The 22,067-nt window shown below is 74.6% G+C and carries 20 protein-coding genes; 17 read left to right on the top strand and 3 right to left on the bottom strand.

Translation table 11 applies throughout. The features are described 5' to 3' along the window. Positions 1-61 precede the first annotated feature (61 nt). From BCD49_RS33035 to BCD49_RS33095, 13 genes are all read left to right on the top strand, one after another. Complete coding sequence (locus BCD49_RS33035) at positions 62-2,185, top strand: bifunctional rhamnulose-1-phosphate aldolase/short-chain dehydrogenase (protein ID WP_007514547.1); 2,124 nt, start codon at positions 62-64, stop codon at positions 2,183-2,185. After that, on the top strand, positions 2,182-3,714 hold the full coding sequence (locus BCD49_RS33040; RefSeq protein ID WP_007514546.1) for a rhamnulokinase: 1,533 nt from the start codon (positions 2,182-2,184) through the stop codon (positions 3,712-3,714). Before BCD49_RS33035 ends, BCD49_RS33040 begins: the two co-directional genes overlap by 4 nt. A gap of 4 nt (positions 3,715-3,718) precedes the next feature. Further along, positions 3,719-4,498, top strand: a complete 780-nt coding sequence (locus BCD49_RS33045) for a (Fe-S)-binding protein (protein ID WP_007514545.1) — start codon at positions 3,719-3,721, stop codon at positions 4,496-4,498. A gap of 414 nt (positions 4,499-4,912) precedes the next feature. Continuing rightward, positions 4,913-6,421: a LutB/LldF family L-lactate oxidation iron-sulfur protein gene (locus tag BCD49_RS33050; protein ID WP_106410441.1), complete on the top strand. Its 1,509-nt coding sequence runs from the start codon at positions 4,913-4,915 to the stop codon at positions 6,419-6,421. Next, positions 6,418-7,200 carry a LutC/YkgG family protein gene (locus BCD49_RS33055; RefSeq protein ID WP_007514543.1) on the top strand — a complete coding sequence of 261 codons (783 nt, stop codon included), beginning with the start codon at positions 6,418-6,420 and terminating at the stop codon, positions 7,198-7,200. Before BCD49_RS33050 ends, BCD49_RS33055 begins: the two co-directional genes overlap by 4 nt. 219 nt (positions 7,201-7,419) lie before the next feature. Further along, complete coding sequence (locus BCD49_RS33060) at positions 7,420-7,737, top strand: hypothetical protein (protein ID WP_007514542.1); 318 nt, start codon at positions 7,420-7,422, stop codon at positions 7,735-7,737. 1 nt (position 7,738) lies between these two features. Next, complete coding sequence (locus BCD49_RS41370; protein WP_007514540.1) at positions 7,739-8,926, top strand: FAD:protein FMN transferase; 1,188 nt, start codon at positions 7,739-7,741, stop codon at positions 8,924-8,926. Continuing rightward, positions 8,923-9,570, top strand: coding sequence for a ferric reductase-like transmembrane domain-containing protein (locus BCD49_RS33070; protein WP_007514538.1), 648 nt, complete (start codon positions 8,923-8,925; stop codon positions 9,568-9,570). Before BCD49_RS41370 ends, BCD49_RS33070 begins: the two co-directional genes overlap by 4 nt. Next, positions 9,567-11,075, top strand: a complete 1,509-nt coding sequence (locus BCD49_RS33075) for an NADH-ubiquinone oxidoreductase-F iron-sulfur binding region domain-containing protein (RefSeq protein ID WP_007514536.1) — start codon at positions 9,567-9,569, stop codon at positions 11,073-11,075. Before BCD49_RS33070 ends, BCD49_RS33075 begins: the two co-directional genes overlap by 4 nt. 128 nt (positions 11,076-11,203) lie before the next feature. Then, positions 11,204-11,578, top strand: coding sequence for a ferredoxin (locus BCD49_RS33080; RefSeq protein ID WP_007514533.1), 375 nt, complete (start codon positions 11,204-11,206; stop codon positions 11,576-11,578). 226 nt (positions 11,579-11,804) lie between these two features. After that, positions 11,805-12,320 (top strand): pyridoxamine 5'-phosphate oxidase family protein, encoded by a 516-nt coding sequence (locus BCD49_RS33085; RefSeq protein WP_007514531.1) that lies wholly within the window; start codon positions 11,805-11,807, stop codon positions 12,318-12,320. Positions 12,321-12,359: 39 nt separating this feature from the next. Beyond that, positions 12,360-12,854 (top strand): nitroreductase family deazaflavin-dependent oxidoreductase, encoded by a 495-nt coding sequence (locus tag BCD49_RS33090; RefSeq protein ID WP_007514529.1) that lies wholly within the window; start codon positions 12,360-12,362, stop codon positions 12,852-12,854. Between the two features lie 280 nt (positions 12,855-13,134). After that, positions 13,135-13,338 carry a cold-shock protein gene (locus BCD49_RS33095; RefSeq protein WP_007514527.1) on the top strand — a complete coding sequence of 68 codons (204 nt, stop codon included), beginning with the start codon at positions 13,135-13,137 and terminating at the stop codon, positions 13,336-13,338. Between the two features lie 866 nt (positions 13,339-14,204). Here BCD49_RS33095 and BCD49_RS33100 read toward each other — a convergent pair. Then, positions 14,205-15,041, bottom strand: coding sequence for a PadR family transcriptional regulator (locus BCD49_RS33100; protein ID WP_007514526.1), 837 nt, complete (start codon positions 15,039-15,041; stop codon positions 14,205-14,207). A gap of 214 nt (positions 15,042-15,255) precedes the next feature. On the opposite strand from BCD49_RS33100, the gene BCD49_RS45465 reads away from it, so the two are divergent. The 4 genes from BCD49_RS45465 (at position 15,256) to BCD49_RS33120 (ending at position 18,536) form a co-directional block, all read left to right on the top strand. After that, positions 15,256-15,834: a helix-turn-helix transcriptional regulator gene (locus BCD49_RS45465; RefSeq protein WP_027140495.1), complete on the top strand. Its 579-nt coding sequence runs from the start codon at positions 15,256-15,258 to the stop codon at positions 15,832-15,834. A gap of 8 nt (positions 15,835-15,842) precedes the next feature. After that, positions 15,843-17,027 (top strand): phosphotransferase, encoded by a 1,185-nt coding sequence (locus tag BCD49_RS33110; RefSeq protein ID WP_131803610.1) that lies wholly within the window; start codon positions 15,843-15,845, stop codon positions 17,025-17,027. A gap of 178 nt (positions 17,028-17,205) precedes the next feature. Further along, positions 17,206-17,544 (top strand): TFIIB-type zinc ribbon-containing protein, encoded by a 339-nt coding sequence (locus BCD49_RS33115; protein ID WP_027140494.1) that lies wholly within the window; start codon positions 17,206-17,208, stop codon positions 17,542-17,544. Between the two features lie 269 nt (positions 17,545-17,813). After that, entirely contained in the window at positions 17,814-18,536 is a 723-nt protein-coding gene (locus tag BCD49_RS33120; RefSeq protein ID WP_007514522.1) for a NeuD/PglB/VioB family sugar acetyltransferase, read from the top strand. A 137-nt stretch (positions 18,537-18,673) separates the two neighbouring features. Here the strand turns inward: BCD49_RS33120 and BCD49_RS33125 are convergent, their stop codons facing one another. Further along, positions 18,674-19,051 (bottom strand): VOC family protein, encoded by a 378-nt coding sequence (locus BCD49_RS33125; protein WP_007514521.1) that lies wholly within the window; start codon positions 19,049-19,051, stop codon positions 18,674-18,676. Positions 19,052-19,266: 215 nt separating this feature from the next. Then, positions 19,267-21,825, bottom strand: coding sequence for an endopeptidase La (gene lon / locus BCD49_RS33130; RefSeq protein ID WP_007514520.1), 2,559 nt, complete (start codon positions 21,823-21,825; stop codon positions 19,267-19,269). Positions 21,826-22,067: the final 242 nt, after the last annotated feature.

A 22,067-nucleotide genomic window follows, 5' to 3' on the forward strand; every position in this document is an offset into this window, starting at 1 on the left:
GAATCCAGGCCCGCCAGAACCAGACCCAGAACCGCCAGAAGACGAAGGGACTTGGGGAACGATGAGCGAGCAGCCAGCACGACCGGCCGCGGCCAGCGGGACCGGCCACGCGGCCAGCCACGCGGCCGGGACGGACGCCACCACGGTGGTCGGCGAGCTGCTCGGCCGGTCGAACCGGCTGGGTGCGGACCCCCGCAACACCAACTACGCCGGCGGCAACACGTCGGCGAAGGGCACGGCGACCGACCCGGTCACCGGCGGCCCCGTCGAGCTGCTCTGGGTCAAGGGCTCCGGCGGTGACCTCGGCACCCTCACCGCCGCCGGCCTCGCCGTCCTGCGGCTGGACCGGCTGCGCGCGCTCGTCGACGTCTACCCGGGCGAGGACCGCGAGGACGAGATGGTCGCCGCCTTCGACTTCTGCCTGCACGGCCGCGGCGGCGCCGCCCCGTCCATCGACACCGCCATGCACGGTCTGGTCGAGGCCGCCCACGTCGACCACCTGCACCCCGACGCCGGGATCGCGCTCGCGACCGCGGCCGACGGGGAGCGGCTGACCGCCGAGTGCTTCGGCGACCGGGTCGTGTGGGTACCGTGGCGGCGGCCTGGCTTCCAGCTCGGCCTCGACATCGCCGCCGTCGCCCGCGAGCACCCGAACGCCATCGGCGTGATCCTCGGCGGGCACGGCATCACCGCCTGGGGCGCGACCTCGGCCCAGTCCGAGGCGAACGCGCTGGAGATCATCCAGACGGCGGCGCGGTTCCTCGCCGAGCGCGGCAAGGCCGAGCCGTTCGGCCCGCCGCTGGCCGGCTTCGGCCCACTGCCGCCGGCCGAGCGGCACGCCAGGGCGGCCGCCCTCGCCCCGGTCATCCGGGGGCTCGCGTCCACGGACCGGCGGATGGTCGGGCACTTCACCGACGACGACGCCGTGCTCGACTTCCTCGCGCACGCCGAACACCCGCGCCTCGCCGCCCTCGGCACCTCCTGCCCGGACCACTTCCTGCGCACCAAGGTCCGCCCACTGGTGCTCGACCTGCCCCCCGACGCGCCCCTCGACGACGTCGTCGACCGCCTGCGCACGCTGCACGCCACCTACCGGGACGACTACCGCGCCTACTACGAGCGGCACGCCACACCCGACAGCCCGCCGATGCGCGGCGCCGACCCGGCGATCGTGCTCGTCCCCGGCGTCGGCATGTTCTCGTTCGGCGCCGACAAGCAGACCGCCCGCGTCGCCGGCGAGTTCTACGTCAACGCGATCAACGTGATGCGCGGCGCCGAGGCCGTCTCGACCTACGCGCCGATCGACGAGGCGGAGAAGTTCCGGATCGAGTACTGGGCGCTGGAGGAGGCCAAGCTCGCCCGGATGCCGAAGCCGCGCCCGCTCGCCGGCCGGGTCGCGTTCGTCACCGGCGGCGGCTCCGGCATCGGCCGGGCGATCGCGCTGCGGCTGGCCGCCGAGGGCGCCTGCGTGGTGGTGGCCGACCGGGACGGAGCCGCGGCCGAGAAGGTCGCCGCCGAGATCGGCGCCGCGGCGGCGCGGCCCGCCGACCGGGCGGTCGCGGTGGCCGCGGACGTGACCGACGAGCAGCAGGTCGCCGCCGGGCTCGCCGCCGCGGCGCTCGCGTTCGGCGGGGTCGACCTGGTCGTCAACAACGCCGGCCTGTCGATCTCCAAGCCGCTGCTGGAGACGACCGCCGCCGACTGGGACCTGCAGCACGACGTGATGGCCCGCGGGTCGTTCCTCGTCGCCCGGGAGGCGGCCCGGATCATGACCGGCCAGGGCCTGGGCGGCGACATCGTCTACATCGCCAGCAAGAACGGCGTGTTCGCCGGCCCGAACAACATCGCCTACGGCGCGGCCAAGGCGGACCAGGCCCACCAGGTCCGGCTGCTGGCCGCCGAGCTCGGCGAGCACGGCATCCGCGTCAACGGCGTCAACCCCGACGGCGTCGTCCGCGGCTCCGGCATCTTCGCCGGCGGCTGGGGCGCGAAGCGGGCCGCCGTCTACGGCGTCCCGGAGTCCGAGCTCGGCGCGTACTACGCGCAGCGCACCCTGCTCAAGCGCGAGGTGCTGCCCGAGCACGTCGCGAACGCCGTCCTCGCCCTCACCGCCGGCGACCTGTCCCACACCACCGGCCTGCACATCCCGGTCGACGCCGGCGTCGCCGCCGCCTTCCTGCGATGACCCTCTTCGCCGCCGTCGATCTCGGGGCCTCCAGCGGGCGGGTACTCGCCGCGCACGTCGGCCCCGGCCGGCTGGAGGCGACCGAGGTACACCGGTTCCCGAACACGCCGCTGCGGCTGCCCGACGGCCTGCACTGGGACGTCGGGCACCTCTACCTCGAGGTGCTCACCGGGCTGCGGGCCCTCGGCGAGGCGCACGGCCAACCGCGCAGCATCGGCGTCGACTCCTGGGCCGTCGACTACGGGCTGCTCGACGGCGCCGGCCGGCTGCTCGGCCTCCCCTACCATTACCGCGACACCCGGACCGGCGAGACGGTTCTCGACACGGTGCACGCCGCGGCCTCCCCCGCGGCGCTCTACCAGGCGAACGGACTGCAGTTCCTGCCGTTCACCACCCTCTACCAGCTCGCCTCCGAGTCCGTCGAGTCCGTCGAGTCCGCGGGCGGCCGGGGCCCGCTGGGCGCCGCGGCCACACTGCTGCTCATCCCCGACCTGCTGGCCTACTGGCTGACCGGGCAGCGCGCCGCGGAGGTGACGAACGCGTCGACCACCGGCCTGCTCGGCGCGCGCGACCGGACGTGGTGGGCGTCGCTCGCCCGGCTCGCCCGCATCCAGCCCGAGATCCTGCCCCCGCTGGTCACCCCGGGCACCGTCGTTGGCGGGCTGCGCCCCGAGGTGGCCGAGGAGACCGGGCTCGCCGCCGGGACGCCGGTCACGGCGGTCGGCTCGCACGACACCGCCTCCGCGGTCGTCGGCGTCCCCGCCGAGGGTGAGAACTGGGCGTACATCTCCTGCGGCACCTGGTCGCTCGTCGGCGTCGAGCTGGACGCGCCGGTGCTCACCGAGGACAGCCGCGCCGCCCGGTTCACCAACGAGGCGGGCGTCGACGGCCGGACCCGCTACCTGCACAACGTGATGGGCCTGTGGATCCTGCAGGAGTGCCTACGCACGTGGGAACGGGCCGGGCACCGCTGGGCGCTGGCCGACCTGCTGGGCCAGGCCGCGGCTCTGCCGCCCGGCGGGCCTGTGGTCGACCCCGACGCCCCGGAGTTCCTGCCACCCGGCGACATGCCTGCCCGGGTCGCCGCCGCCGCCCGGGCCGCCGGGCAGCGCGAGCCGCGGGGCCCCGCCGAGATCGTCCGCTGCGTCCTGGACAGCCTCGCCGCCGCATACGCCCAGGCGGTGCGCGCCGCCGAGCGCCTGTCCGGCCGGCGCATCGACGTCGTGCACCTCGTCGGCGGCGGGGCACGCAACGCGCCGCTGTGCCAGCTGACCGCGGACGCGCTCGGCCTGCCGGTGCTCGCCGGCCCGGCGGAGGCGACCGCGCTCGGCAACGTGCTGGTCCAGGCCCGCGCGCACGGGGCCCTCGGCGGGCAGCGCGCGGGCGGCGATGACGTCAGTCTGGCGGCGCTACGCGCGCTGGTCCGTGCGACGGCCCCGCCGACGCGGTACGAACCGACGAGGAGCGGGACGGTCCTCGTGCCAGGCACGCCGTGGCGCGGCGGCGCCGGAGCGACCGGAGGGAGCTGAGCGGATGCGGATCGGCCTGTTCGTCACCTGCCTCGTCGACGGGATGTTCCCGGACGTCGGCGACGCGACCGTGCGGGTGCTGGAGCGTCTCGGCCACGAGGTCGACCTGCCGCTGGCGCAGACCTGCTGCGGCCAGATGCACATCAACACCGGCTACGCCCGCGAGGCGCTGCCGTTGGTGCGGCGGCACGTCGGCGCGTTCGACGGATACGAGGCGGTCGTCGCGCCGAGCGGGTCCTGCGTCGGCTCGGTACGCCACCAGTACGCGACACTCGCGGCCGCCGCCGGCGACGAGGCGCTGGCCGAGGCCGCCGCCGACCTCGCGGCGCGCACCTATGAGCTGTCCGAGTTCCTCGTCGGCGTGCTCGGCGTGACCGACGTCGGGGCCTACTACCCGCACCGGGTCACCTACCACCCGACCTGCCACTCGCTGCGGCTGCTGCGGGTCGGCGACGCGCCGACGCGGCTGTTGCGTGCCGTCGCCGGCCTGGAGCTGGTGGAGCTGCCCGCCGCCGAGGCGTGCTGCGGCTTCGGCGGCACGTTCGCGCTGAAGAACGCGGACACGTCGACGGCGATGCTCGCCGACAAGATGCGGGATGTGCTGTCCACCGGCGCGGAGGTCGTGACCGCCGGCGACTCGTCGTGCCTCATGCACATCGGTGGCGGTCTGTCCCGGCTCCGGGCCGGCGTCCGCCCCGTCCACCTGGCCGAGATCCTTGCGTCCACCCCCGGGTCGCGGGTCGCCGCGCCGGCCGCGTCATCCGCCACGCGGGCCGCGCGATGATCCGGCCGGGTGCCGACCGGCCTCCTCGGGGCCGCCGGGGCGGTCACCGGCCGGGCTGGACACGCACAGCGATCAAATGTGTACGGCTGAGCGGGCCGTGGACAGGCGAACCGGGGCGGGCTGGTAGGCCGGGCACACCCCGGCCCGTCCTCCGACTGGTGACCTCCCATCCCCGCCAGGTTCGAACGTCGAAGTGTGGCATCTGGAGGTGTCTATAGGCATGCTCATCCACCACAGTTCGCCGCCTGAGGTTGGGACTGTGGCATCTCAGCGGGTCCATAGGCACGCTGAGATGCCACACTTCGCTGGCGGGAGGATGTCGTGACGGCGTCGGGCGGGGCGACGGGGGCATCCGCGGCGACGTTTCTGGGGCTGCCGGCGGTGGTGCCGCCGACGGCGCCGCGTGGGGTCGGGATGCTGCGCGGCGACGAGCCGTTCCCGGTGGCCGCCCGCCGGGCGCTCGGCGACGCGCAGCTACGTCGCAACCTGGGGAAGGCGACGGGCACGATCCGCGGGCGCCGGGCGCGCGTCGTCGCCGAGCTCGACGACTGGGACCAACTGCGGGCCGCCGGTGCCGCGATCAAGGACGACGTGCTCGCGAACCTGGGCGACTACCTGGTCCAGCTGGAGGAGCAGGTCACCGCGCGCGGCGGCGTCGTCCACTGGGCGCGCGACGCCAACGAGGCCAACCGGATCGTCGTCGACCTCGTCCACGCGGCGGGCGCCACCGAGGTCGTCAAGGTCAAGTCGATGGCGACCCAGGAGATCGGCCTGAACGAGGCGCTCGCCGACGCCGGCGTCGCCGCCTGGGAGACCGACCTCGCCGAGCTGATCGTCCAGCTCGGCCACGACCGGCCCAGCCACATCGTCGTCCCGGCGATCCACCGCAACCGCGCCGAGATCCGCGACATCTTCGTCCGGGAGATGGGCGCCTCCGGCGGCGTCCCCGCGCCGCCCGGCCTGACCGACGAGCCCCGGGCGCTCGCCGAGGCCGCCCGCCGGCATCTGCGGGAGCGTTTCCTGTCCGCCCGGGTCGCGATCAGCGGGGCGAACTTCGCCGTCGCCGAGACGGGCACGCTCGCGGTCGTCGAGTCGGAGGGCAACGGCCGGATGTGCCTGACGCTGCCCGACACGCTCATCACCGTGATGGGCCTGGAGAAGATCGTCCCGACCTGGCGCGACCTGGAGGTCTTCCTCCAGCTGCTGCCCCGCTCGGCGACCGGCGAGCGGATGAATCCCTACACCTCGATGTGGACGGGGGTGGCACCCGGCGACGGGCCGCAGGCGTTCCATCTGGTGCTGCTGGACAACGGCCGGACGGCGACGCTCGCGGACCCGGCCGGGCGGGCGGCGCTGCGCTGCATCCGGTGCGCGGCCTGCCTGAACGTCTGCCCGGTCTACGAGCGGACCGGCGGCCACGCCTATGGGTCGGTCTACCCCGGCCCGATCGGCGCGGTGCTGTCGCCGCAGCTCGCCGGCGTCGCCGACAACCCGTCGCTGCCCTACGCGTCGACGCTGTGTGGGGCCTGCCTGGACGCCTGCCCCGTCGCGATCGACATACCGTCGATGCTGGTCCACCTGCGCGCCAAAGTCGTGGATACCGGACGAGGCGCCGGCCACCCGCCGAAGCCCGAACGGGCCGTCATGGCCGCGGCCGCCTGGACGATGGCGAAACCGGACCGCTGGGCACGCGCCCTACGCGCCGCCCGCCTCGGCCGGCTGCTCGGGCGCCGCCGCGGCGCGATCGGCCGGCTGCCACCGCCGCTGGCCGCCTGGACCGTCAGTCGCGACCTGCCGCTCCCCCCGGCCGAGAGCTTCCGCGACCGCTGGTCGCGTCAGCGGCCCGGCTCCGACCGTCCGAAAGCGCCGGACGCGACCGACGCGGCGGACGAGGGGACGCTGGACGAAGGGACGCCGCGATGAGTCCGACGAACCCGCTGCCGCCGCGGCCGTCCGGTGACGCGCGGGCGGAGGTCCTGGCCCGGGTGCGCGCGGCGCTCGCCGACCGGCCGGCCCCGCCTCCCGTCACCCGGGACTACCGGACCGCTGGCGCAGGATCTCCGAGCCTGGCGGCGGACGCGCCGCCAGCTGCGCTGTTCGAGCTGCTGGCCAGCCGACTCACCGACTACCACGCACTCGTCCGTGGGGTCTCGGCCGGGCAGGTCTCGCCCGGTGGCCCGGCGACCGGCGGGGACGGCGCCCTCGACGGAGACGGCATACCCAACGGGGACGGCGCATCCGACGGGAACATCGCGTCCGCCGTCGCCGCCGCGCTGACCGGGCGCGGCGCGCGTCGACTGGTCCGCCCGCCGGGTCTGCCACCCGGCTGGCTCGCCGCGGCGCGCGGGATCGAGATGGTCGACGACGAGCCGCCACTGACCGCCGCCGAGCTGGACGCGACCGACGGGGTGCTCACCGGCTGCGCGCTCGCGATCGCCGAGACCGGGACGATCGTGCTGGACGGCGGCCCGGGGCAGGGCCGGCGGGCGCTGTCCCTGGTGCCCGACTACCACCTGGTGGTCGTGCGCGCCGACCAGGTGGTCGCAGGTGTGCCGGACGCCCTGGCCCGCCTGCGCGCCGCCGGCGCCGCGGCCCGCCCGCTGACCTGGGTCAGCGGGCCGAGCGCCACCAGCGACATCGAGCTCCACCGGGTCGAAGGGGTGCACGGGCCCCGCACGCTGGAGGTCATCCTCGTCGGCTAGTGGGATGGCCGACCGGTGTACGAAAAGCCTGGTCGAGGAGTCGGGTCGCTGACACATCCTCCGGGCCTGCGCACAGCGTCCGTTCAGTCCGCTCCAAGGGTTCGCGGTCACTCTGACGGTGATGCAGCGATCGTTGCACCCGCACCGACCACGCCAACCATGGCGAGGCCGGTCGCTCACGGTGGCGATCGCGGCGAGGGCCGACGGAGGGACAGGACCATGCCAACCCGTGACAACGGTGTCCGACCATCCCGCGACGACGGGATCCGGCGCACGGCGAGGGCGACCAGAAGCCTGTTCGCCGTCAGCGCCGCCGCCGTCATCGGGTTCGGCGTCCTGGCGCGTGATCACTCCGCCGCATCGGCCGGTTCGGGCGGCAGCGAGACGGACGGCAACACGACCACCGGCGGCACACAGGACGACGGGTCCTCGTCCGGGAGCGGCGACTCGACCTGGTCGTTCGACGACGGGTCCAGCGGCGGCCTGGTCTCCGGCGGCGGTACGGGCGGTTCCCACGCCAGCTCGGGCGGGAGCTGACATGCGCGCCGAGGACGCCGCCGCCGAGTGGGCGGTGTGGAGCACGACGGCACGGGTGGTCGTCACCGACCCCGCGGCGATCGACGAGGCGCGGCTGCTCGTCGTGGAGGAGCTCGCGGCCGTGGACGCGGCGGCGAGCCGGTTCCGCGACGACTCCGAACTCAGCCAGGTCGCGACCGCCGGTGGGCGGCCGCACAGGGTCAGCCCGCTGTTCGCCGAGCTGGTCGCGGCCGCGCTCAAGGCGGCCGAGGCCAGCGGCGGCGACGTCGACCCGACGCTCGGCGGCCCGCTCGCCGCGCTCGGCTACGACCGCGACATCGCCCTGATCGCCCCCGGCGGCGCGGTCATGCCCAGCCCCGCCGGGGCCTCGCGCGCCGGCGCCGCGCACGCTTCGGGCAGTTCGGGCAGTTCGGGCAGTTCGGGCGCCGCGCTCGCCATCGCCACGGCCGCGCTCGGCGTCGACGGCACGCCGGCCACTGTCATGCGGCTCGCGCCCGCGTGGCGGCGGATCGTTCTCGACGGCGACGTCCTGACGGTGCCAGCCGGCGTCCAGCTCGACCTGGGCGCAACCGCGAAGGCGCACGCGGCGGACCGGTGCGCGGCTCTGGTCGCGAGTCGGCTCGGCGTGGGCACGCTCGTCAGCCTCGGCGGCGACATCGCGACGGCCGGCGCCGCGCCGCCAGGCGGGTGGCGCGTCCAGGTGCGGGACCGCCCTGGCGAGCCGGCCTGCGCCGTGACGCTTGCCGCCGGCGGCGCGCTGGCCACGTCGAGCACGATCGGCCGGCGCTGGCGACGCGACGGCCGGATGCTCCACCACATCCTGGACCCGCGCACCTGCCAGCCTGCCCCGGTGACCTGGCGGACGGTGACCGTCGCCGCGCGCAGCTGCCTCGCCGCGAACACCGCGAGCACCGCCGCCCTCGTCCGCGCCGAGCTGGCCGTGGGCTGGCTGCGCCGGACCGGCCTGCCCGCCCGGCTGGTCGACGCGGCCGGCTCCGTCCACGCCGTCGCCGGCTGGCCACCCGCCCCACCGGCTCCCACTCCCACCTCCGCCCCCGATCGCACCTCCACCGCCATCGCCGCCGTCACGGCGACCGCGGCGGACACGGCGGACACGGCGGACACGGCGGACACGGCGCTGGCAGCGGCGGCGCTGGCGGCAACGGCGTGGGAAGGCGACGCGCGGTGACGAACGACGCGCTCTGGTACGCCGCCCGCGGCACCGGGATGACGTTGCTGCTGGTCCTGACGCTGACGGTCGTCCTGGGGATCACGGCCCGCTCGGGGCGACCGGCCGCCGGGCTGCCGGGGTTCGCGCTGGCCACGGTGCACCGCGACGCGAGCCTGCTCGCAGTGGCGCTGCTCGCCGTCCACGTGACGACGCTGGTCGCCGACCCGTACGCCCACATCGGCGCCCTTGACGTGGTGTTGCCGTTCCGCGCCAACTACCGGTCGCTGTGGGTGGGGCTCGGGACGGTCGCGCTCGACCTGCTCGTGGCGCTCGTCGTGACGAGCCTGCTGCGCCACCGGATCGGCGCGCGCGCCTGGCGGGCCCTGCACTGGGCCGCCTACGCCACCTGGCCGCTGGCGTTCGCGCACTCGCTCGGCTCGGGCAGCGACGTCGGCACCCGCTGGCAGTTGCTCGTCGCCGTGCTCTGYGCCGCCGCCGTACTGCTCGCGGTCGGCTGGCGATGCTCGACGTCCTTCCCGATGGCCGGCAGGGCGAGCCTTTCGGCCAGGAGGGCGAGCCAGAGACCGGCTCCCCCGGACGTCGCCAGATCGTCACCGCGCCCAGGCCCGAGCCACCCCGCCAGCGCGGAGGGGGTCCGATGACCGCGGCGCCCGTGAACGACGCCCAACTGCCGCGACGCGGCCGGAACGGGGACGTCATGTCCGCCTCGTCCTCGGGCCCGGGAGCCGCCGCGGCGGGGCGAGCGGCCGAAGGGGCGGCGCGCCCAGCCGGGTCGCCGCCCTGCACGGGGCCGGAATCTCCCGCGCGGCCGGGTCACGAGCCCCGCCTGTTCGGCTCCGCCGCCGCGAGCCTCGAGGAGCACCTTGCCCGGCTGGGCCCCGTCCCGTTGCGCGGCGGTCCCGGCCCGCTCGTCGATGAGCTACGCGCCGCCGGCCTGACCGGGCGTGGTGGCGCGGGCTTTCCCGTCTGGCGCAAGCTGGCCGCCGCGCGCGACGGTGGGACGGCCACCGGGCGAGGAGGCGGTGGGCAGGCGGTGGGTGGATCGGTGACGGTGATCGCCAACGCCGCCGAGGGCGAGCCGGAGAGTCGCAAGGACGCCTGGCTGCTGACCGCGGCGCCCCATCTGGTGCTGGACGGTCTGGCGCTGGTCGCCGAGGCCGTCGCGGCGGCCGACACCCGGGTCTACGTCAAGCCAGGCCCAGCCGCCGATGCCGTGACCCGCGCTCTGGCCGAACGGCGGGCCGCCCGACTCGACCGTGTCCCACCCGTCGTCCGAGCGGCCCCGGCGGGGGTGTTCGTCGCGGGCGAGGCGACCGCCGCCGCGGCGGCCGTGGTCGGCGGGAAGGCGGCCAGGCCGTTCCCCCAGTGGGTCCCGCTCGCCGCGCCCGCGCCACGCGGCGCCGGCCGGGCGGGGCAGTCCGGGCAGTCCGGGCGATCCGGGCGGCTGCGTCGTCCGGTCGTCGTGCTCAACGCCGAGACGCTCGCCCACGTGGCACTCGTCGCCCGGTACGGCGCGGCCTGGTTCCGGAGCACCGGCGCGCCCGACGACCCGGGCACCATGCTCGTCACCGTCAGCGGCGCGGTCGTCTCCCCGGGGCTGGTCGAGGTGCCGGTCGGCGCCACCCTCAGGGAGATCGTCGGGCTCGCGGGCGGCCCGGCCGAGGAGCCGGGGGCGGTCCGCGTCGGCGGCTACGGCGGCGGCTGGCTGCCGGCGGGCCGGGCGCACGCGGTCCCGATGTCACGGGCCGGGCTCGCGGCCTGGGGCGCCGGTCCCGGGCCTGGTCTCGTCCACCTGTTGCCCGGGCGGCTCTGCGGGCTGGCGGAGACGGCCAGGATCGTCGGCTACCTGGCCGGGCAGAGCGCGGGGCAGTGCGGGCCGTGCCGTGACGGCCTGCCGGAGCTGGCGGCCGCGATGTCCGGCCTGGCCGCGATGGGAGCGATGGCCGCGATGCCCAGCCTGCCGGCCACGGGCGGCCTGACTGGCCACTGGGCGTGGCAGGCGGCCGAGCTCGCCGAACTGGTCGACGGGCGGGGCGCCTGTCGCCATCCCGACGGCGCCGCCCGCCTCGTCCGCACGGCGCTGCGAGCCTTCGCCGTCGACCTGGCCGCCCACGCCGCCGGCCGCTGCGCGGGTTCGGCCGCGTGATCGTCGTCATCGAAAGGGCTGCGGCGCCGCGAAACGGGTAGTTCCTGGCATGGCCGCGCTCCCCCCCCCCCACCGCCGACACCGTCTCGAGCCACCACATCCACCCGACCAGCAGGGAGGGCACAGCGATGACCAGTCGACTGCCACAACCGTCAGCCGGTTCGCAGGCGCCCACGCACTCGGCACCCGACAGGCAGGCGCACGGCGATGGCCCGCGACCGGCGGTGAAGCCGCCGTCGAGCTGGCTGCTCACCGTCGACTGGACGGCGTGCGACGGCCGCGGCTGGTGCGCCGAGCTGCTGCCCGAGGTGCTCGCCCAGGACCGGTGGGGCTATCCGATCTCGCGCGAGGAGGCCGCCCGCGCGGCCGCCGCCCGCGACGGCGAGCGCCCCCCGGGGCGTCCCAGCCGCGACATCCCGGTCCCACCGCCGCTGGCCGCGCACGCCCGCCGCGCCGCCGACACCTGCCCGCGCCAGGCGCTCCGGCTGCGTTACGTCTCCTGAGACAGGCCCGGTCCAGTCGATGGCGGCGGGATCGGGAGTGGTGATCTGCTCGACTCTCCCTTTCCGCGCAAAGCCGCCGTGGTGCTCGCGATTCAGGGATATCCGGGATAGTCGCGCGGCTTGAGCACACTCTGTGGCATTCTCTGGCGACGCCGGACGGACCGGCCTGGGTCGGACCCCCGACTTCCCACCGCCGACAGCGGACAGCGGACCAGGAGAGGGACGGGTGGGCACCAACCAGCGATCCCAGATCGAGATGACGGCCGAGGAGATCTCGGCCTACGTGGCGACACGGCGCACGGCCACGCTGGTGTCGCTCGGGCCGACCGGCCACCCGCACGCCGTCGCGATGTGGTTCGCCGTCCTCGACGGGGTGCTGTGGTTCGAGACCAAGGCCAAGGCGCAGAAGGCGCTCAACATCCGCCGCGACCCACGGGTCACCGTCCTGCTGGAGGACGGCCTGACCTACGACACACTGCGTGGGGTCTCGATGGAGGGGCGGGCCGAGATCGTGGACGACCCCGAGGCGCTGTGGGCCGTGGGCGTGAATGTCTGGGAGCGGTACCACGGCCCATACAGCGACGAGGCGCGGCCGCTGGTGGAATTCATGCTCCACAAGCGTGTAGCCGTGCGCGTCGATGTCGAGCGCGTTCGCTCCTGGGATCATCGCAAGCTCGGCATGAGCCCGATGCCCCTCGGAGGGTCCACAGCCGCCCACTACCCCGGTCCTCAGCCCCGATAGATCAGCGGGTCGGTAGATCGGGCACTTTCAGGAGCTTCGGTGGCACGTTTCTCCCTGCCAGAGAAGGCCCCCAGCGGCCTGGACTCCCCCACGACGGCCAAGGCCATCAAGTACCTGGCCAGGACCCAGGTGAAGATCTTCAGGATGACCAATGGGCGCATCGGCGGCAAGTGGCGGGTCGGGGCAGGTTTCCGCCGGCCGGTGCCGACGCTGCTTCTCCAGCACCGCGGCCGCAGGTCCGGAAAGATGTTCACCACGCCCCTGCTGTACCTGAGATCCGGTGACGACCTGGTCGTCGTGGCCTCCCAGGGCGGGCTGCCGAGGAACCCGCAGTGGTACCTGAACCTCGTCGCCCACCCGGAGACGCGGGTGCACATGAAGGGTTGGCGCGACATCCCCGTCCGCGCCCGGGTCGCCTCGCCCGAGGAGCGCGCCGATCTGTGGCCGCGGCTGGTCGATCTCTACGCCGACTTCGCGCGGTACCAGGGGTGGACCGACCGCGAAATCCCCGTCGTGGTCCTCGCCCCGCTCTGAGCCCCGTCCGACCGGCCCTGCCCAGAGACGCCAAGTAGGCCACGGGCACAGCCGATTGCCCCGTTTTCGTGCGTCCTGGCCGCGCAAACAGAGGGACCGTGGTTCCGCCGTGGTGAGACTGCCAGCGCCGACGGCGGGTAGGGTGGTGGTGTTACCGGTTCTCCGCTGTATGAACGTCATGCATCGTCGAACGGGAACGGCCGGCCGTGGAGCGGTCCGCGGCTGGCGCGAGACCGGGAGACGAAGGACGTCTACCGGGAAAGTAGCAAGGAGAACGCTCGTGGCTCAGGGTACCGTCAAGTGGTTCAACGCGGAGAAGGGCTTCGGATTCATCTCCGTGGACGGTGGCGGTCCGGACGTGTTCGTCCACTTCTCGGCGATTCAGTCGGACGGCTACAAGTCGCTTGACGAGGGACAGAACGTGCAGTTCGAGATCGTGCAGGGCCAGAAGGGTCCGCAGGCTGACAAGGTTCAGCCCGTCTGACGACCCCTCGACCTCAGACAGAGCAGCGCGCGGCCCGGCGGTCGCGCGCTGCTTTGTTGTGGGCCGTCTACACACCCGTCGCGGCCAAAACCGTCCGCGGCCACCCGTGGACCATCGCGCGGCCAGGATGGAGCCGGGCGACAAATCAGCCACACGATCTCGAAAACCGCGCCGCCGAACCGGACGCCGCGACGGGACCCCAACGGGAAGATTCCGGGCGCCGGCCTGTTCGATCATGCGGCCGTCGAACGGCGCGACAACCGGAGAATTCGTAAATCGTTAGAGAGATCGCCCGCTCCGATCGCCGAGCGGTCCGCCGGTCAGAACGGGTTAGGTCGGGGACCGGCGCGGGATGGCTCGACGCGGGATGGCCCGGCGAGTCTCGGTGAAGGCGTCGGTGTGGACCGCGGTGCCGCCGAAACGGCGGTCACTACCGGATGTGTCCACGCTTCAGGCGGGTCCGCGGGGGTAAGTCCGGCCCGCCCCCCGGCGTAGCAGACCGGCCGCGCGAGCCTCGATGGGCTGGCGCCGGGCTGGGCTGGTGGGGGGACCCGGCCGGGCGTCGCGTGGAGGGAGCTCTACGCGACGACCGACCGGGTGTGAGAAGGGCCTCGCCATGCAGCATGGAGGCGGAGTCTTGGCTGCGCCTTAAGAAAAGCTGTAGAGCTGCTGACGAGCGGCCGAGTCCACGCCGGCCGCGCCGGCACGCCACCGGCGACTGGCCGCCGGCCGCCGGCCGCCGGCCACCCTAGCCGCTGGGCTGGCTAAACGGCCAGACCCGGCCGCGGACGGCGAGCTGAGCTGGCCGCGCCCCTCCTCCGTGGCTTCGCCGGACGGGAGAGGGGCGCGGGCTGGACGGCCGCGAGCTACTCGGCGGCGGGCGTGGCGTCATCCGGGGCGGATGCCGCCGGCGGCGCCGGCTCGGCGGCCGAGTCGGTCGACTCGGCAGTCGATTCGGCGGCGGGCTCGCCAGCGAGGATCAGGTACAGCGCGCGCCGGGCCTCGGTGAGGACCTTGTTGGCGGCCGCGACCTGGTCCGCGTCGCCGGTCCTGGCGACCTGCCAGATGGCGGCGTGCAGTTCCTGGGCCGGGCCGAGCAGGCTGGCGCCGCTGCCGGCGCGGGCAGTGAACCCGGCGAACGGATCACCGAGCGTGCCGCGGTTCGCGGTGACGTGCTCCCGGCCGGCCTCGGTGAGGGTGACCAGGCGCCGGCCGCCCTCGGCCGTGACGGTGACCAGGCCCTCGTCCTCAAGCTGGCTGATCGTCGGGTAGACGGCGCCGGGGCTGGGCTGCCAGGCACCGCCGGTGCGTTCGGCGATCGCCTGCATCAGCTGGTAACCGTGCATCGGGCCGTCCGCCTCGGCGAGCAGCAGCAGCACGGCGGCGCGGACGTCGCCGCGGCCGGCGCGGCCGCGGCCACCGCCTGGGCGCCCCCGTCGTCCCCACGGCCCCGGGCCGCCCGGGGGGACCGGACCGCCCGGGGGAACCGGGCCCAGGGGCGGCGGGCCCCCGAACACTCCGAGGCCGGGGCCAGGGAACGGACCCATGCCGGGACCGGGGAACGGGCCCATGCCGGGACCGGGGTGGTGGGCGAACCCCTGGTGGTGGTGGCGACGGAACGGGCCGTGGTGCCGTCGGCCACCGCCGCGCGGACCGTGCTCCTCCGAGCGAGGCTCGGGCCAATCACGATGATCGAACTTCATGGTGTTTCTCCTTGCGGAATGTGTGCGCATACGCGCTGATGGAGGTAGGGGTGCGGGGGCGTCCGTCGGGTGTCCGATCGGCGCGACCAGGCGCACCGGCCGAGCCCGGCGCCTCCCGCGAGTGCCACGGGCACCGAGCTCGCTCCCGGCGTTTGCCTGTCTGGAGCGGGCCAGTGTTTCAGTGACACGCTCACGATATATCGCGTTAGGACGCTTGGCAAGCCCCGGTTGCCGACGAAGTCCGCCGCGATCGCTCCAGGCACTCCGGGCGCTCACGCACTCGGGCACTCCGGGCACTCCGGTCGGAGGCGCCAAGCCGATCCACCGCAAGCTCGGCGCCTCCGACCGGCTCACCGCCGTCCTGCGCGCCCAGCACGCCGGGCTGCTCCCGGCCGGCGCCCGCGTCCCCGCCACGCCCAGCCCGGGAGGCATCGGCCTTCCCGAGCGGCCGGGCGCCCTCGGCCCGACGCGCCGTCCACCCGTCGACGGCCCGGCCGGTGGGCGCCGCGGCGCGCCAGGCGGGCACCGGCGAGGCCGTCGCGAGGGCTCCGGCCCGGCGGACGAGGCCGGATCCCGGCCGTGGCCCGCTGGCGCCGCCTCGCTGAGCGGGCGCGAGCGGCAGGTCGCCCTGCTCGCCGTCGACGGCCTGACGAACCGGGAGATCGCCGACCAGCTGGCCGTGTCGGTACGGACCGTCGAGTACCACCTGGGCCGCGTCAACCGGAAGCTCGGGATCACCCGCCGGGAGGACATTCGCGCCGCACTCACGGTTGGTTCGATCGCGGTTGGTTGAATCGCCAGGTGGATGACGCGTTGCCCCGGGCGGTTCCGGTACGGACGGGAGCTGCCACGACCGTCGGCGCGCAGGAGCCGAGAACTGGTACCGGGGCGCTTCTGGACGGCATGGCCGCGCTCACGGCGCGCCTGGCGGCGGCAGGAGACGGCGGCGCGGTCGAGGTGCTCTCGGAGCGGCACGACCGGCTGGTCGTGCGGCGCGGGGGCGCGGTGCTGAAGGCGCATCAGGCGAATGTCGACCCGGCCGCGCTCGCGGCCCGCCTGCTCGCCGCCGCCGACCCGTGCCTCACCACCGCCCTGCTCGCGCCGCTGCCCATCCCGGACGCCGAGCTCGCCGGCTACGCGGCCCAGGTGGCCGGGCGCTGGGTGAGCGCCTGGCCGTTCGGCCTGGCGCTGGGGCCCGCCGACGCCGATGCCGCGCCGTGGGAACAGGCCGCCACGCTGCTGGCCCGGCTGCACACCGCGCCCTGCCCCGCGGGCATCTCGGGCCTCGCCGCGCACCCGCGCCGACGGCTCGCGCCCGCGATCGGGGCACTGGAGCGTCAGGCGCCGACCCGCCGTCCAGCGAAGGAGCCCGAGGCCGACGCCACGGACACGACCGGGGGCGCGGCCGTGGCGGGAAGCGACCCGGGCGCTGGCGGCTCGGCCCGGACGGCGGTGCTGGCTGCCTACCGCGCGCTGCCGGACCGGGACGTGGTCATGACCGCGCGGCCGGGCCGGCCGGTCACGCTGATCCACGGCGACTGGCACCTCGGGCAGCTGGTCAGGACCGACGCCGACGGATGGCGGCTGGTGGACGTCGACGACCTCGGGATCGGCGACCCGGCCTGGGATCTGGCCAGGCCCGCGGCCTGGTTCGCCGCCGGGCTGCTGCCGCCGGCGGTGTGGACGCGGTTCGTCGACGCCTACCGGGCCGCCGGCGGCCCGGCGCTGCCGCCCAGCGGCGATCCCTGGTCGGCCGTCGACCTGCCAGCGCGGACCTTCGTCGTCGAGTACGCCGCCCGGGCCCTGACCGCGTCGCTGCCGACATCCCCCGGCGGAAGCGGCGGGAGCGGCGGTGAGATCGGGCCAGACAGTGACGAGCGGGTCGGCCCTGACGGGTCCGACGCCCTTGCGGGGCCGGACGATCCGGACGGGCTGGACCCGCTGGGCCAGGCGTTCGTCACCTGCTGCCGCCGGATGCTGTCGTAGCCGTGGTCACCGCACCGCAACGCACCTCGCTGTGCGGCGCGGCGCCGCACGAGGCGCGGCCCAGGCTGTACCCCCCGAGTCGTACATCTGACAGCGCTGTAGAGGATGAAGGCTCAGTAGGCTACGGGCCCGACGAGTCCGCCCCAAGGATGGGTAGGTACACGTGAACCACCCGACGATGCAGTGCCCCAAGTGTCACTCGGCGATGCGGACCTACAGCCGCAACGGCGTCCAGATCGAGCAGTGCGACGGTTGCCGCGGCATCTTCCTCGACTACGGCGAGCTGGAGGCGCTGACCCGACTGGAGGCGCAGTGGGCGCAGCCCGCCCCGCCGATCCCGCCCGCTCCGCCGGCCGCGCAGCCCTACGGCCAGCCCGCGCAGCCCTACCCCGCCCAGCCCTACGGCCAGCCCGCCTGGGGCCACAGCGGTCAGGGTGGGCACGGCATGTTCGGCCATGGGTCCAGCCACGGCCGCCGCGGTCACGGCGGCTTCTTCAACACGTTGTTCTCGAGCTGACCGCGGCCGCGCGGAAAGAGGCGGAAAACGGCGGGAGATCGTTTCGGAACCCCACCGCTTCACCGCCACCGCTTCACCGCCACCAGCTCACCCCCGCCGGTTCACCGCCGGCGGGGCGTGGGCCGGCGACGAGGATGTTCCGTGCGCAGCCATACCGGGGCGCCCCGTGACGTTCGTACGGTCTTCGACCGGGATGAACGACGGTCCACCATGCCCAGCCGGAATACCCCGGGGCGCCTTCGGGTGAGAAAGGCCGTATAAAGGACAGCATGACCGCCGCCGGGCCAGTCCCGCTGCTCATCGTCGGTGCCGGTGGCCTGGCTCGGGAGGCGGCGGAGGCGGCTCGCGCGTCCGGTGAGCACCACGTCGTGGGCTTCCTCGACGACAACCCGGCGCTGTGGGGCGCACCGATCGGCGGCGCCCAGGTGCTCGGCGGCCTGGACCGGGTGGCCCAGTACCCGCGGGCCCGCCTGCTGCTCGGGCCTGGCCGTGGGCGCTCGCGCGCCGTGCTGCGGCACCGGCTCGAGGAGATGGGCGTCGGCGACGACCGCTACACCAACGTGATCCACCCGCGTGCCGTGGTGCCGCCCTCCTGCTCGGTCGGGGCCGGGTCGGTGCTGCTCGCGGGTGCCGTGCTCACCGCGGACGTGACCGTCGGCCGGCACGTCGCCATCATGCCGAACGCGGTGCTCGCCCACGACGTCGTCGTCGAGGACTACGTGAGCGTCTGCGCGTCGGTGACCCTCGCCGGCGCCGTCCGGGTGCGGGCCGGGGCCTACCTGGGGCAGAGCTGCGCGATCCGCGAGGGGCTGACGGTCGGCTCCTGGTCGATGATCGGCATGGGCGCGGCCGTGATCCGCGGGATCGGCGACAGCGAGGTCTGGGCGGGCGTGCCGGCGCAGCTGCTACGCCCGTCCGTGGGCCCCCCGCCGGTCCCGATGAGCCCGCCGGGCGCCGCGCCCCGCACGGGATACGCGCGTTCCGTCCGCTGAACGGGTGGGGCGAATACTCGTCCAGGTGCCCCGCCGCGCGATCTTCGACCATTCTGGCCGGCAAAGACGCCGAGGCGACAGAATTGCTTCTGGACGGTCGCCGCCGGCGGACAGCTCCATACAACTGGAGAACCGGGTTAACTGGAGAACTGGGTTACCGACAATGTGTGACCGTCGGGATCGTTGAACCACACGATTCGATCACCGTCCGGCGATGTCCAGATGCCGAGGCGGTCCTGATCGAGGCCGTCATAGCGGTTGACCCGCACACCTCGGCCGGTGAGCCAGCGCACGGCGTCGGCGAGATCGTCAACCCGCCAGCCGAGCGCCGTGAACGGCTGGGGCACGACCTCGCGCACCGCGCTGACCCGCAGCATCGTGCCGTCCGCCTGGAACACGACCGCCGACGGCGTCTCCTCGACCAGCCGGAGGCCGAGGACCCCCTGATAGAAGTCCAGCGCCCGGTCGAGATCGACCGTCGGCACAAAGGCGATCATCTCAGCGTCAGCGAGCACTCCCCCACCGTCCCATGTTGCCGACACCAATATAGCCCCATCATCTCACTGTGATTTTCCGTCCACCAAAAGCGACGTTGGCGAACGAGACGTGACGCGAGGCGAACGCGCCGGGACCATGGTGGCGAACACATCGCCAACGGCCGGTCGGCGGACGAGGAGTCCGTCGACCGGCCGTCAGCTACCGACCGTCAGCTACCGGGTGCCGGCGCCGGCTAGGCGGCGGCCATCGCGCCGCGGCCCCGCTCGAACGCCGCGGCCGGCTCGAGGGCCAGGTCGAGGACCTCGCGGACGTCGGACACCAGGTGGACGGTGAGCGCGTCGCGCACCGCCGCCGGCACGTCGTCCAGGTCCGGGCCGTTGCGGCTCGGCAGCAGGACGGTGGTGAGGCCGGCCCGGTGGGCCGCCAGCAGCTTCTGCTTGACGCCACCGATCGGCAGCACCCGGCCGGTCAGCGACACCTCGCCGGTCATCGCCACCTCGGCGCGCACCGGGCGGCCGGAGAGCAGGGACGCCAGCGCCGTGGTCATCGTGACGCCGGCGCTCGGCCCGTCCTTGGGCACCGCGCCCGCCGGAACGTGGACGTGGATGCCCCGCTCCGCCAGATCCCCGACCGGGAGCTCCAGCTCGGCGCCGCGCGAGCGCAGGTAGGACAGCGCGATCTGCGCCGACTCCTTCATCACGTCGCCCAGCTGGCCGGTAAGCGTCAGGCCGGTCGCGCCGGTCTCCTTGTCGGCCAGCGACGCCTCGATGAACAGCACGTCGCCCCCGGCGCCGGTGACCGCGAGCCCGGTCGCCACCCCGGGCAGCGCGGTGCGCTCGGCCGACTCGGGCGTGTGCCGCGGCCTGCCGAGGTAGTCGACCAGGTCGCCGGCACCGACCGTCACCGGCGTCGCCGCCGCGCCCCCGGACGGCACGTCCGTCGTCGCGGGCTCGCCACCATCGGCGGCGTCAGCGCCGACGGTGGCGCCGACGCTGGGGCTGGGGCTGGCGGAGCGCGCCGTCTCCAGCGCGACCTTCGCGGCGATCTTGCGCAGCACCCGGGCGATGGAGCGCTCCAGGTCACGCACGCCCGCCTCGCGGGTGTACTCCCCCGCGAGCAGCCGCAGCGCCCCGTCGTCGATCGTCACGTCCGCGGCGGCGAAGCCGGCCCGCTCGAGCTGGCGCGGCAGCAGGTGGTCGCGGGCTATGACGACCTTCTCGTCCTCGGTGTACCCGTCGAGCCGGACCAGCTCCATGCGGTCCAGCAGCGGCTCGGGAATCGCCTCGACGACGTTGGCGGTCGCGAGGAACAGCACGTCGGACAGGTCCAGCTCGACCTCGAGGTAGTGGTCGCGGAACGTGTGGTTCTGCGCCGGGTCGAGCACCTCCAGCAGGGCGGCCGTCGGGTCGCCCCGGTAGTCGGCGCCCAGCTTGTCGACCTCGTCGAGCAGCACGACCGGGTTCATCGTGCCGGCCTCGCGGATCGCCCGGACGATCCGGCCGGGCAGCGCGCCGACGTAGGTGCGCCGGTGGCCGCGGATCTCGGCCTCGTCGCGGACGCCGCCGAGCGCGACCCGGACGAACTTGCGCCCCATCGCGCGGGCGACCGACTCGCCGAGCGAGGTCTTGCCGACGCCTGGCGGGCCGGCCAGTGCCAGCACCGCGCCGCTGCGCCGCCCGCCGACGACCCCGAGCCCCGCGTCCGCGCGCCGGCGGCGCACGGCCAGGTACTCCACGATCCGGTCCTTGACGTCGTCAAGGCCGGCGTGGTCGGCGTCCAGTACCGCGCGGGCGCCGGCGATGTCGAAGGAGTCCTCGGTGCGCTCGTTCCACGGGATGTCGAGCACGGTGTCCAGCCAGGTCCGGATCCAGCCGCCCTCGGGTGACTGGTCGGAGGTCCGCTCCAGCTTGTCGACCTCCTTGAGGGCCGCCTCACGGACCTTCTCCGGCAGATCGGCCGCCTCGACGCGGGCCCGGTAGTCGTCCTGCTCGTCGCCGTCGGCGGCGCCTTCACCGCCCTTGCCGGACAGCTCGCGCAGCTCCTTGCGGACGGCCTCCAGCTGGCGGCGCAGCAGGAACTCGCGCTGCTGGCGGTCCATGCCCTCCTGGACGTCCTTGCGGATGGTCTCGGCGACGTCGAGCTCGGCCAGGTGCTCCCTGGTCCAGCCCAGGACCTTCTCCAGCCGGGCGGCGACGTCGGCGGCCTCCAGCAGCTCCAGCTTCTGCGCCGCGGTGAGGTACGGGGCGTAGCCGGCGGTGTCGGCGAGCGCCGACGGGTCCTCGATCGAGGTCACCGAGTCGACGACCTGCCACGCGCCGCGCTGCTGCAGCAGGGTGGTGACGAGCGCCTTGTACTCGCGGGCAAGGTCGGTGATCTTGCCGTTCACCGGCGTGACGTCGTCGAGAACGGTCGCCTCGACCCACAGCGCGGCGCCGGGACCGGTGCTGCCGGTGCCGATCCGGGCGCGGGCCACCGCGCGGACGACCACGGCGGGCTCGCCACCGGGAAGCCGGCCGACCTGCTCGATGACGCCGAGCGCGGCCACCGGCGCGTACCTGCCGTCCAGCCGCGGGGTCAGCAGGACCTGCGCCTTGCGGCCGTCAGCCGAGGCGGTGGAGCCCACGGAGGCGGCGGAGCCGGCGTTGTCGGGAGAGCGCGACTGGGCGGACGCCCTGGCCGCGTCCACCGCGGCGCGTGTCTCGACGTCGGAGAGCGCGAGCGGAACGACCATGCCGGGCAGCACGACCGCGTCGTCGAGCGGCAGAACAGGCAGCACACGAGTCTGGGTCACGAAGCACATCCCTCACGGTCAACAGACCAGTCATCGCCAAGACCAAGGAACTTGACACTGACCGACTCAAGGCACTGGAGCCCGCCATTGTTCCTCGTCGACCCGCCCCGCCTGTTCGCCCAGACCGAACAGACAGCCGCGGGCCAGTCCGGACCCAGCCGAAGGCACTTGCCTGGTTTTGTCGCGCCCCGGCGCCGGCGGATGGATGCTGCTAGACCAGCCGCGACCCGTGTCGGCGAGCA

This window comes from Pseudofrankia sp. EUN1h (assembly GCF_001854645.1).
GTDB lineage: Bacteria > Actinomycetota > Actinomycetes > Frankiales > Frankiaceae > Pseudofrankia > Pseudofrankia saprophytica.